We start from the raw sequence: 11,699 nt of genomic DNA, 5'->3' as shown, positions 1-11,699 counted from the left end.
CCGGGCCGCGGCCTCCTGCCAGCAGGCGGAGGCCGCGGCTATGGACGCCAGCGTCTCAGTTCAGGAAGAACGCCAGCGTCAGTCCCGCGCCGGTGAGGGTGACGAAGCCACGGAGCAGATGCGTGCGCTGAATGCGGCGGCTGATCCACGCGCCCCCGAAGCCGCCCGCCGCGGTTGCCAGCGCCAGTACCATCGCCTGCTCCCAGGCAATCATGCCGGCCATGGCGAAGGTCGCCGCCGGAATCAGCGACAACACCGCCGAGAGCAGGGTCTTCAGCCCGTTCATCCCGTGCAGGCTGACATAGCCCAAAAGACCAAAGGCCGCGAGCAGCACGATGCCAAGCCCGCCGTTGAAATACCCGCCATAGACGGACACCGCAAAGATCGCCGCGGCAGAGGTGACCGGCCCCGCTGCCGCGCTGCCGAAGCGGCGGGCCCAGCGCAGGAGCCCGGGGCCGGCAGCAAACAGCAAGGTCGCCGCGAGCAGCAGCCAGGGCACCACGCCGATGAAGACCTCGCCCGGGGTGACGATCAGCAGGCCCGCCCCGGCCAGCCCGCCCAGCGCCGCGATCAGTGCGGTTGCAAGCAGGCTCAGGGCCCCTTCGGCCTTGAGATCATGGCGGAAGCCCCAAGCGCTCCCTGCATAGCCCGGCAGGGCTGACAGAGTCGCGGTGGCATTGGCCGCCACTGGCGGAATGCCCAGCCAGATGAGGGCCGGAAAGGTCAGGAAAGTGCCGCCACCCGCGACCGCGTTGAGCACCCCTGCGCCCGCTCCGGCGGCAACAAGCAGCGCGATTTCCGTCAGTTGCATGGCAGAGTCCTTCATCCGCGATTGATCTGGCCAGGCTCTGCCATTCCGGGCTACTGGTATGCAAACTGGTCTGAAAAAGGAGCCGGCGATGCCCCGGCTGTCGCGCAAATCCGCCACCGCCCGGCTGCGCGCCTATCTGGCGCAGCATGCGGCAGGGGCAGGCGTCCGGCTGCCCGGTGAAAGATTGCTGGCGGCGGAGCTCGGCTGCAGCCGTGCAAACCTGCGGCTGTGCCTCGATGAGTTGGAGCGTACGGGCGAAATCTGGCGCCGCCACGGCCAGGGCACCTTCACCGGCCCCCGGCCCCGGCATCTGCCGGTGAGCGGCCACGCCTTGATCGAAGGCGCCACCCCGTCCCACATTATTGAGGCACGGCTGCTGCTGGAACCCCCGGTGGCGGCAGAGGCGGCGCGGCGTGCGGATGCGGCAGATGCGGCCTTCCTGCGCGCGCGGTTAAGCGAGGGCCGTGCAGCTGCCACGCCCAGCGCCTGCGAGCAGGCCGACGACCGGTTCCACCGCGCCATCGCGACGGTCGCGGGCAATCCGGTGCTGGCGGGAGTCCTGGCTTACCTTTCAGGCGCACGCCGGCGTGCAGCCTGGCAGCGCGGATGGGAGCAGACCTATCGCCGCCTGGCCCCGCGCGAGTTCCAGACCGTGCATTGTGCCCAGCACGAAGCGGTGGTCGAAGCGATCGCCGCGGGCGATGCCGCGGCGGCGGAACGGGCGATGCAGGCGCATCTGGAAACCATCCGGGCCGCAATGCCCGCAGCCCGACGGTAACGGTCTTGCAAGGTTACTCCGGCTGCAGTAGCTGCGCCCCCTGCCCCAGCCGCTCCACCCGCGTGCCGGCGGTGTAACCGGATTCGATCACCATGATCGCCAAGAGTCCCAGCATTGCCAGCGGCGGCAGCAGGATCGCATAGCTCAGCGCCAGCCGCTCCCAGGCCAGATGCATGAAGACAGCAATGATCAGGCCCGCCTTCAGGGCCATGAAAGTCAGAATCAGGCTCCAGCGCAGCAGCCCCTGAAACCCGGCATAGTCAACATAGTAGGAGGCCGCGCTGAGCAGGAACAGAAGCCCCCAGACCAAGAGATAGAGCCGGATCGGGTGCTGCTGGCCGTCGTCATGCGCGCTCTGCGCGGTATCGGCGGTTTGCGGTGCATGCGTCATAGCGGGTTCCTACCACAGATAGAAGAATGCAAAAATGAAGACCCAGACCAGGTCGACGAAGTGCCAGTAGAGCCCCATGATCTCGACGGCCTCGTAATCGCCGTTGCCTTGCGACATCCAACTGCGCTGGTTACGGTCGAAATCGCCGCGCCAGACCCGGTGCGCGACGATCAGCAGGAAAATCACTCCGATGGTGACATGGGTGCCGTGAAAACCGGTGATCATGAAAAAGCTGGCGCCGAACTGCTCCGCCCCCCAGGGGTTGCCCCAGGGGCGCACGCCTTCGGAGATCAGCTTGGTCCATTCAAACGCCTGCATGCCGACAAAAGTCGCGCCAAGCGCAGCGGTGGCCAGCATCAGCGCCGCCGTCGCTTTGCGCGCCTTGCGGTAGGCGCAGTTCACCGCCATCGCCATGGTGCCGGAGGAGGAGATCAGCACAAAGGTCATGATGGCGATCAGGATCAGCGGCAAGTCCTGGCCGCCGATGTGCAGGGCAAAGACCTCGCTGGCGTTGGGCCATTCCACGGTGGTGGAGCTGCGGGCGGTTAGATAGGCGACCAGGAAGCAGGCAAAGATGAAGGTGTCGCTCACCAAGAGAATCCACATCATCGCCTTTCCCCAGGAGACCCGCTTGAAGACCCGCTGGTCCGAGCTCCAATCTGCGGCAAAGCCGCTGTGGCCCTGGCGCGCCAGGGTGTGCTTCTGGCCTTGCACTGGATGGTCCATCACGTCTCCTCCTCAACTCTCCCCCGTTCAGGTCACAGCCGCGCGGCACAACGCCAGAAAGGCATTGCCCCAGCCCTGCAGCAAGGCAAAGAGCATAAGCCAGAATGCCAGAAGCGCATGCCAGTAGATCGCGCACAGCCTCACCCCGGGCAGCAGTCTGGCAGTGGCGGCCGCGGGCCGGGTCCAGAGCGCCGCGAGCGCAAGGAGGCCGCCAGCCATGTGCAGCCCGTGCAGCCCGGTGATCAGGTAAAAGAAGCTCGCTGCCGGTGCCCCGTCCAGCCGGTAGCCCCCGGCGGTGAGCGCGGCCCAGACCTGCAGCTGCCCGGCCAGGAACGCCAGCGTCGCGAGCACCGCGGCCGCCAGAGCCGCGCGCAGCCAGCGCGCCCGGCCTGCGCGCGCGCAGGCGACGGCAAATTGCAGGAAGCCGCTTGCCAGCAGCAGCAGCATGGTATTGGCCCAGACCTGCCCCGGCAGCGGCACCAGCTCCCAGGGCGTCTCCTCGATCTGCATCACGAAGGCACTGCCGAGCATTGCAAACAGCGCGCCGATCACCGCCACCAGCACGCCGACAAAGACGACGCCCGGCGCCCGGCCCGGACCATGGCCCGCAATTGGCGCGATCCCCGTCTCCAGCCAGGGCCGCGCCGCCAGCCGCTGGCGCGACAGCCACAACCCCGCCGCCAGCGCCACCAGCGCAAGGAAGGCGATGATGACGCTCACAGCTGCCTCCCCGCGCCCTCGGGCACCCAGGGATCGTTCTGCGCCAGGTAGTCTTCAGGCGCGCCTGGCACGCTGTAGTCATAGGCCCAGCGGTAGACATTGGGCAGATCGTCCCCCCAATTCCCGTGTTCGGGCGGCGTCGCGGGCGTGTGCCACTCCAGCGACGCCGCGCGCCAGGGGTTGGGGCCCGCCGCCTGCCCGTGCCGCAGGCTCCAGAACAGGTTAAACAGGAACAGGACCTGCACTGCCCCTACGAGCAGCGCCGCGGCCGAGATAAACGCATTCAGCCCATCGACCGGCGCGGTGAGGAAAGCGGGTTCGCCAATCTCAAAATAGCGCCGCGGCACGCCGACGAGCCCGACGTAATGCATCGGGAAGAACACCGCATAGGCGCCGAGGAAAGTGACCCAGAAATGGATGCGCCCCATGGCCTCGTTCAGCATCCGGCCGGTCATCTTGGGATACCAGTGGTAGACCGCGCCGAAGATCACCATAATCGGCGCCACCCCCATCACCATGTGGAAATGCGCAACCACGAACATCGTGTCCGACAAGGGCACATCGACCACGACGTTGCCAAGGAACAGCCCGGTGAGCCCGCCGTTGACGAAGGTCACGATGAAACCCAGAGCAAACAGCATCGGCAGGGTCAGGTGGATGTCGCCCTTCCACAGGGTCAGCACCCAGTTGTAGACCTTGAGCGCCGTCGGAATGGCGATGATCAGCGTGGTGGTGGCAAAAAAGAAGCCAAACCACGGGTGCATGCCGGAGACGTACATATGGTGCGCCCAGACGATGAAGCTGAGCGCGCCGATGATGACGATGGCCCAAACCATCATCCGGTAGCCAAAGACGTTCTTGCGCGCATGCACCGCGATCAGGTCGGAGACGATGCCGAAAGCAGGCAGCGCAACGATATAGACCTCCGGATGTCCGAAGAACCAGAACAGGTGCTGGAAGGCAATCGGGCTGCCGCCGCCATAGCTGAGCTTCTCGCCCAGCTCCACCAGCGTCGGCATGAAGAACGACGTGCCCAGCAGCCGGTCGAACAGCATCATCACGCAGGCGACGAACAGCGCCGGGAACGCGAGCAGCGCCATCACGGTTGCGGTGAAGATGCCCCAGACGGTGAGCGGCAGCCGCATCATCGTCATGCCGCGGGTGCGGGCCTGCAAGACGGTCACGGCATAGTTCAGCCCGCCCATGGTGAAGCCGATGATGAAAAGGATAAGCGAAACCAGCATCAGGACGATCCCGGCCTGCTGGCCGCCCGGAGTGCCCGAAAGCACGGCTTGCGGCGGATAGAGCGTCCAGCCCGCGCCGGTCGGCCCGCCGGGCACGAAGAAGCTCGCCACGAGCACCAGGACTGCAAGGAGGTAAACCCAGTAGCTGAGCATGTTGACAAAAGGAAACACCATGTCCCGCGCCCCGACCATCAGGGGGATCAGGTAGTTGCCGAAACCGCCGAGGAAGATCGCTGTGAGCAGGTAGATCACCATGATCATCCCGTGCATGGTGACAAACTGGTAATAGGCCTCGGGCGTGATGAAGTCGAAGACGCCGGGAAAGCCGAGCTGCAGCCGCATCAGCCAGGACATCACCAGCGCCACCAGCCCGATCGCCACCGCGGTGCCGGAATACTGGATGGCGATATACTTGGCGTCCTGCGAGAAGACATACCTGCCGATCCAGCCATGCGCATGCGGCGGCATCACATCGGGCACCTCGCGCGGCGGCAGGCTGCTGTCCGGTTCAGGCAGATAGTCGGTCATTGCGGTCCTCCCGGGGGGCGTTCAGGCCAGCTCCATGCGATCCTGGCTGCGCCGCGCCCGGCCGTCCCCCAACGGACGGGCGCTTCGCCATGCTCGCGGCTCTTCTCCAGCCCCTGCCTCAGCCGGGCAATAATGCGCCCGGCCAGCACGCCCCTATCGCCGGGCGACGCGGGTTGTTTCCCCGCTCTGAGTTTGGCTGGCGTAGTCCTCAAACGTCAGCTGCCCTTGCAGCCACTCCTCGTATTCTTCGGCCTCCACCACGGTCACCCAACCGCGCATGAAGGCGTGGGCGGTCCCGCAGTACTCGGCGCAGAGCACCTCAAACTCGCCGGTGCGGGTCGGCGTGAACCAGATGTAGGTCACCATGCCCGGCACCATGTCCATCTTGGCGCGGAACTCCGGCACGTAGAAATTGTGCAGCACGTCGACCGACCGCAGCAGCAGCTTCACCGGCCGGTCCACGGGCAGGTGGATGCCGCCGCCCTCGACAATCACGTCATCGCGGCCGAAGCGGTCATGCGGGCTGATGCCGAGAGGATTTTCGGGGCTCACCCATTCCGCATCCGCCATCCCGAGCCGCCCGTCGGCGCCCGGCAGCCGGTAGGCCCAGCTCCACTGCTGGCCGAAAACCTCGGCCTCGGCGGCGTCCTCGGGCACCGTGACAAACTGCTTCCAGACAAACAGCCCCGGCACAAGCATCGCCGCCACGCCCACGGCGGTGATCCCGGAGAGTATCCATTCCAGGCGCTTGTTCTCGGGATCGAACGCAGCCCTGTGGCCAGGGCGGTGGCGGTATTTCCAGACGCAATAGGCCATGAACAGCACCACCGCTGCAAAAACCGCGCCGGTGATCCAGAAGGTGATGACCAGCGTATTGTCGATATAATCCCAGTTCGACGCGATCGGTGTCCACCACCACGGACTAAGAAGATGGAACACGACGGATCCTGCAACAATCAGGACCAGCACGACCGCAATCAGCATCCCGCCCCCCTTTCCCCGCAGCCCACGGACCGGAGCGGCCCGGCAGGCGGGATCATCTGGCATGGAGAGGAAGTATAGCTGGTTTAGCGGATTTTTCCAGAAAACCCTGCGCGCCCGCAGCGGCCCGGCCCAAAGGGGGCTGCGCCCCTCTGCGCCCGGCAGCGCATTCACCCAATGGTATTTCCGGCGAGAAAGCAGCCTGGGCTCTGCCGCCACTTTCCGATCGCCAGCCCTCCTGCCGGATCTCCAGCCCGGCTTTTCCATTCCCTGTAAACCCGTGGCGGGCGCGGCAGAAGTCTGGCAGCATCACCGCGAGGCAGGAAGGGGATGCGGCGGCCGATGAAACGCAAAGAGCTGAGCCTGCAATGGCTTGAAATGTTCCAAATCTGTGCCCGAAAGGGCTCCCTGCAGGCGGTGGCGGGTGAGACCGGCCTGTCGGTCAGCACCGTGTCGCATCACCTGCGCAACCTCGAAGACCACCTGGGAGCGGCGCTCTTCGACCATTCCCGGCGGCCGATGGTGCTGACTCCCGCGGGCGCGCGCTTCCTTCGCAACATCGACGAGGCGCTCCTGGCTATCCGCAAGGCCAAGGCCGAGGTTTCGGCCGGCAACCTTGCGGAGACCCGGCTGCTGCGGCTGGGGCTGATTGACGATTTCGACAGCGATATCGCGCCGGAACTGGCGGTCTATCTGGCCGAAGCCCTGCCGAAATGCGATTTCCGCTATCACACCGACAGCAGCCACGGCGTGCTGGATCTGCTGCAGAACCGCCAGCTAGACGCAGGGCTGGCCAGCGACCCGCAAGAGCGGTTTCACGGGCTGGAGGCACGGCCGATGCTGCGCGATCCTTTCGTGATGGTGCTGCCTGCGGGCACTGCACACGACCCATCGGACGTTCTGCACGGCCGCACACCGCTGCCTTTCCTGCGGTTTTCGGCCCGGCTGATGATCGCGCGCCAGATCGAGGCGCAGCTGCAACGGACCGGGGTCAGCCTGCCCAACCGCTTCGAATGCGCCAACAACCAGACCCTGATGGCAATGGTGGCAAGCGGCGCCGGCTGGACCATCACCACGCCTCTGCAATACGCCCGCGCCCGCCGGTTCCGGCCGCGGTTGCAAGTGGTGCGCTTCCCGGGCCGCAGCTTTGCCCGCTCGATCGTGCTGGTGGCAAGCCCGGATTGTGCGCCGCCGGTGCTGGCGCTGGTGGATCAGAAGCTGCGCGATTTGCTCTCCAGCCATGCGATCCAGCCGCTGCACGCGGATTTTCCCTGGCTGCGGGACAGTTTCCATCTCGAAGACTAGGCGCCGCCCGGTTTGCTCCGACTTTCTGCAAGCAAGGCTCGCATGATTTCGAAGAGGGTGAAATTGACTTGGCTTACGCTGGGTCTGTGCTGTCCTTGCGGCAGCACAAGCCAAGAAAGCACGCGCCATGACCTTTCGCACTTTGAAATCCCGCACGCGCGCTGTCGTGATCGGCGGCGGCATCGCCGGATGCTCCACTCTCTACCACCTCACGCAGGAAGGCTGGCATGACGTCATGCTGCTGGAGCGCGACGAACTCACCAGCGGCACCACTTGGCACTCCGCCGCCCAGGTGACGAATTTCGGCACCAATCAGACACTGGTGGCGCTGAAGTCCCACTCCATCGCGCTCTACAAGGAACTGTCAGAGGACCCTGAATATCCCGTCGGCTACCACCACGGTGACGGCGGCATCCGGCTTGCGGGGACCGAAGCGCAGATGCAGGGCTACAGGCATTTTGCTTCGATGGCGCGGGGCGTGGGGGTGGAATTCGAGGTGATCGATGCCGCCGAGTGCGCCCGCCGCCACCCGCTGCTTTCGCCGGAGGGGCTGGCGGGCGGCCTGTGGGATCCGCTCGACGGCGACATTGACCCGGCCCAGCTGTGCCAGGCACTCGCCCGGCGGGCGCGCAAGGCGGGCGCCGAGGTGCACCGCCACACGCCGGTTTCCGGCCTCAGCCAGCGGCGGGACGGCACCTGGACCGTGCACACCCCGCGCGGCGATGTCGATTGCGATGTGGTGGTGAATGCCGGCGGTTACCGGGTGAACGAGATCGGCGCGATGATGGGCGTGCATCACCCCGTAGCGTCGATGGAGCACCAGTATTTCCTGACCGGGGACATTCCCGAAATCGCCCGGTCACGATCCCGGCTGCCGCTGATCCGCTGCCCGGTCAGCGACTTCTATTCCAGGCAGGAAAAAGACGGCCTGCTGATCGGCTTCTACGAGCAGGGCTGCAAGACCTGGGGCATGGATGGGATCGACCCGGATTTCACCAATGCGCTTTGCCCCGATGACCTGGAGCGGGTGATGGCGGTGATGGACGGCGCCTTTGCCCGCATGCCCGCCCTGCGCGAGACCGGCATCCGTAGCGTGGTGAACGGGCCGATCACCTATACCATCGACGGCGCGCCGCTGGTCGGGCCGGCGCCGGGCAAGCGCAATGCCTTCTGCATCATCGGCCTGCGCGCCGGGCTGGGTGAGGGCGGCGGCCACGGCTGGCTGCTGGCGCAGCAGATCGTGCATGGCGAGGCCTGCGTCGATACCTGGTGCCTCGACCCGCGCCGCTTCGGCCGCCATGCAAATGCCGAGCTGACGGCATTGAAGGCGGTGGAGGACTACCAGAACGAGTTCCGCTTCCATGTCCCGCACGAGCACCGCCCGGCCGGCCGCCCCGCCCGCACCACGCCGCTGACCCCGGTGCTGGGGGCCGCAGGCGCGGAATTTGCGGTGTTGAACGGCTGGGAGCGGGCGGATTTCTTTAAGCCTGACTGGGAGTTCGAGGCGACACCCGGGTTCACCTTCGGCGCCGAGTTCGATGTCATCGCAGCTGAGGTGAAGCAGGTGCAGAATGCCGCGGGTCTCAGCGAGGTGAACGGCTTCAACCGGCTGGAGATCACCGGCGCCGACCGGGAGGCCTTCCTTGACCGTATGTTCTGCACGCCGCTGCCCCGTCAGGACGGCCGGCTGCGGCTGGGCTACATGCTGACCCATCAGGGCATGGTGAAGAGCGAGGCAACGTTGGCGCGGCTGCCTGGTTCCGAGCGCGGGCCCGCGCGCATCTGGTACGGTTCCGCCGCCGCAAGCGAGGATCACGATCTGGATTGGCTGAGCCAGCACATCCGCCCGGACGAGGATGTGCAGATCCGCAGCCTGACCGAAGCGCAGACTGCGCTGGTGCTGGCAGGCCCAAGGGCGCGCGAGATCCTCTCCGCCTGCGCCCGAGGCAACTGGACCGCACAGGCCTTCCCTTGGCTCAGCGTGCGGGAATGTTTCGTGGGCATCGCCCCCGCCACGGTGATGAGCGTCAGCTACTCAGGCGAGCTTGCCTATGAAATCCACGTGCCGAATGCCTCGCTCCATGCGGCCTATCTGGCCCTGCGGCAGGCGGGCGCGGGGCATGGACTGGGCCTGTTCGGCGCCCGCGCGGCGGAGGCGATGCGGCTGGAGAAGAGCTTCCTGCACTGGAAGGCCGATCTGTTGACCGAATTCGACCCGTTCGAAGCCGGGCTGGACCGCTTCGTCGCATTGGAGAAAGGGGACTTCGTCGGCAGGGTGGCGCTGGCGGAACGCCAGCAGGACGGCCCCCGGCGGAGACTGGCGGCGCTGGAGGTCGGCTGCACCCACGCCCCCGCCCCCTCGGGAGCCTCGCTGATGACGGGTGGCGATGTGGCGGGGACGGTGACCTCGGGCGCTTGGGGCCACCGGGTGGGGAAAAACCTCGCGCTCGCTTATATGCGGCCGGAATACGCCGCTCCCGGCAGCACGATGCAGCTGGACCTCTGCGGCTGCCTGGTGCCCGCCCGGGTGATCCCTCCCTGCCCATATGATCCCAATCACAGCCGCCTGCGCGCCTGAGCCGATCCCTCGGTAAGAAAGGAAATTTGATGACAGTTACCTATCTGAAGAAGGCGGGTCCGCGCCCTGCGGCGGAGAACGCGGATATTCGCGACACTGTGGCCATCATGCTCGCCCGCATCGCTCAAGGCGGCGAGGCGGAGGTCCGCGAATATGCCGAACGGCTGGACAAGTGGACCGGGCGCATCACGGTCACGCCCGCCGAACGGGAAGCGGCCTGCGCCCGGGTGCCGGACGCACTCAAAGAAGACATCCGATTTGCCCATGGCAACATCCGCCGTTTTGCCGAGGCGCAGCGGGCGACCATAAGCGATTGCAAAGTGGAGCTGTTTCCCGGCCATTTGGCGGGGCAGAAGCAGATCCCGGTATCCAGCGTGGGCTGCTACGTGCCGGGAGGGCGCTACAGCCATGTGGCCAGCGCACTCATGACCATCACCACAGCCAAGGTTGCAGGCGTGCCGCATATCACCGCGGTCTCGCCGCCCCGCCCCGGCAACGGCATTCCCGACGCGATCCTCTATGCGATGGACCTGGCCGGGGCGGACGTGATCCTGAACCTCGGGGGTGTGCAGGGCATCGCCGCAATGGCGCATGGCTTCTTCGGGGCGCGGCCGGCCGATATCCTCGCAGGCCCCGGCAATGCCTATGTGGCGGAGGCCAAAAGGATGCTGTTCGGCCAGGTCGGCATCGACATGTTTGCAGGTCCCACCGACTCGCTGGTGATCGCTGACGCAACCGCCGATCCCGAAACCGTCGCCTGGGATCTGGCCGGCCAGGCCGAACACGGCGCCGACAGTCCGGTTTGGCTGGTAGCGACTGATCTGGCGCTGGCGCGGGAGGTGATGGCGCTGGTGCCGCGGCTCGCCGCCACCTTGCCCGAGCCCAACGCCACCGCCGCCGCCACCGCCTGGGCCGAGCGCGGCGAGGTCGTGCTGTGCGATACCCGCGAGGAGGCGGCGCAGGTGGCCGACACTTACGCGCCGGAGCATCTGCACGTGCAGGCTGCGGACCTGGACTGGTGGCTGGAGCGTCTAACGTGCTATGGCTCGCTGTTTCTGGGGGCGGAAACCACAGTGCCCTTCGGCGACAAGGCCTCCGGCCCCAACCACGTGCTGCCCACCAGCGGAGCGGCGCGCTATACCGGCGGGCTGTCGGTCCACAAGTTCATCAAGACCGTGACCTGGCAGCGCAGCAGCCCCGGCGCAGCGCAGGAGCTGGCCAGGCGCACCGCCAGCATCAGCCGGGTGGAGGGCATGGAGGGCCACGCGCGCTCGGCCGAGCGGCGGCTGGGCGGCGGACCGGAGGCAGGCTGAAGGCGGCAAAGCGGCACCGTCCGGCTTTTGCCTGCGTAATTTTCCGGCAACGGCACCGGTCTACCCGGATTTTCCGCGCCTGTCCTCCGCTGTCGCATATGGCGCATTCCGGCAGGCTGCAGGCGGCGTGCGGGACCCGCGTGCGCCGTCGTTTACCAGCGGTGAAATGCAATGCCCGCCGTGCGCGGACCCGATTGCACACCGCTGCTGCGGCGGCGGCGAAGTCACGCTATAATGGTATCAAATACGACAGCTTTCAGCCGCCGCGTCAGGCCAGTTGGAACTAAGAGTTATTGCAAGTGGCTATACAGCCCGCACCGCTGC

The 11,699-nt window shown here is 66.4% G+C and carries 10 protein-coding genes; 4 read left to right on the top strand and 6 right to left on the bottom strand.

Annotated elements, in window-relative coordinates; translation table 11 throughout:
* Positions 1 to 55 precede the first annotated feature (55 nt).
* The gene (locus ACOHWE_RS09710) at positions 56 to 811 is read right to left on the bottom strand and encodes a sulfite exporter TauE/SafE family protein (RefSeq protein WP_420666003.1); all 756 of its coding nucleotides are present in this window, start codon (positions 809 to 811) and stop codon (positions 56 to 58) included.
* A gap of 88 nt (positions 812 to 899) precedes the next feature.
* Here ACOHWE_RS09710 and ACOHWE_RS09705 point away from each other — a divergent pair, with 88 nt between their 5' ends.
* A complete protein-coding gene (locus ACOHWE_RS09705; protein ID WP_420666002.1) occupies positions 900 to 1,589 on the top strand; it encodes a FadR/GntR family transcriptional regulator in 690 nt (229 codons plus the stop codon).
* 13 nt (positions 1,590 to 1,602) lie between these two features.
* Here ACOHWE_RS09705 and ACOHWE_RS09700 read toward each other — a convergent pair whose 3' ends face one another.
* The 5 genes from ACOHWE_RS09700 to ACOHWE_RS09680 form a co-directional block, all read right to left on the bottom strand.
* The gene (locus ACOHWE_RS09700) at positions 1,603 to 1,980 is read right to left on the bottom strand and encodes a cytochrome C oxidase subunit IV family protein (protein ID WP_420665999.1); all 378 of its coding nucleotides are present in this window, start codon (positions 1,978 to 1,980) and stop codon (positions 1,603 to 1,605) included.
* A 9-nt stretch (positions 1,981 to 1,989) separates the two neighbouring features.
* Positions 1,990 to 2,706, bottom strand: coding sequence for a heme-copper oxidase subunit III family protein (locus ACOHWE_RS09695; RefSeq protein ID WP_420665998.1), 717 nt, complete (start codon positions 2,704 to 2,706; stop codon positions 1,990 to 1,992).
* A gap of 27 nt (positions 2,707 to 2,733) precedes the next feature.
* Entirely contained in the window at positions 2,734 to 3,426 is a 693-nt protein-coding gene (locus ACOHWE_RS09690) for a cytochrome c oxidase subunit 3 (RefSeq protein ID WP_420665997.1), read from the bottom strand.
* Positions 3,423 to 5,198 (bottom strand): cbb3-type cytochrome c oxidase subunit I, encoded by a 1,776-nt coding sequence (locus tag ACOHWE_RS09685; RefSeq protein WP_420665996.1) that lies wholly within the window; start codon positions 5,196 to 5,198, stop codon positions 3,423 to 3,425. The genes ACOHWE_RS09690 and ACOHWE_RS09685 overlap by 4 nt, the downstream gene beginning before the upstream one ends.
* A 153-nt stretch (positions 5,199 to 5,351) precedes the next feature.
* Positions 5,352 to 6,182, bottom strand: a complete 831-nt coding sequence (locus ACOHWE_RS09680; protein WP_420665995.1) for a cytochrome c oxidase subunit II — start codon at positions 6,180 to 6,182, stop codon at positions 5,352 to 5,354.
* A gap of 339 nt (positions 6,183 to 6,521) precedes the next feature.
* Between ACOHWE_RS09680 and ACOHWE_RS09675 the strand changes: the two genes are divergently transcribed.
* The 3 genes from ACOHWE_RS09675 (at position 6,522) to hisD (ending at position 11,375) form a co-directional block, all read left to right on the top strand.
* Positions 6,522 to 7,484: a LysR family transcriptional regulator gene (locus ACOHWE_RS09675; protein WP_420665994.1), complete on the top strand. Its 963-nt coding sequence runs from the start codon at positions 6,522 to 6,524 to the stop codon at positions 7,482 to 7,484.
* A 142-nt stretch (positions 7,485 to 7,626) separates the two neighbouring features.
* A complete protein-coding gene (locus ACOHWE_RS09670) occupies positions 7,627 to 10,062 on the top strand; it encodes a GcvT family protein (protein ID WP_420666444.1) in 2,436 nt (811 codons plus the stop codon).
* A gap of 29 nt (positions 10,063 to 10,091) precedes the next feature.
* Positions 10,092 to 11,375: a histidinol dehydrogenase gene (gene hisD, locus ACOHWE_RS09665; RefSeq protein WP_420665993.1), complete on the top strand. Its 1,284-nt coding sequence runs from the start codon at positions 10,092 to 10,094 to the stop codon at positions 11,373 to 11,375.
* Positions 11,376 to 11,699 lie beyond the last annotated feature (324 nt).

The organism is Cribrihabitans neustonicus, assembly GCF_048820895.1.
In the GTDB taxonomy this organism is placed as follows: Bacteria; Pseudomonadota; Alphaproteobacteria; order Rhodobacterales; family Rhodobacteraceae; genus Cribrihabitans_A; species Cribrihabitans_A neustonicus.
The sequence above is the reverse complement of the archived record's forward strand: the minus strand, read 5'-3'. Positions and strand labels throughout refer to the sequence as shown.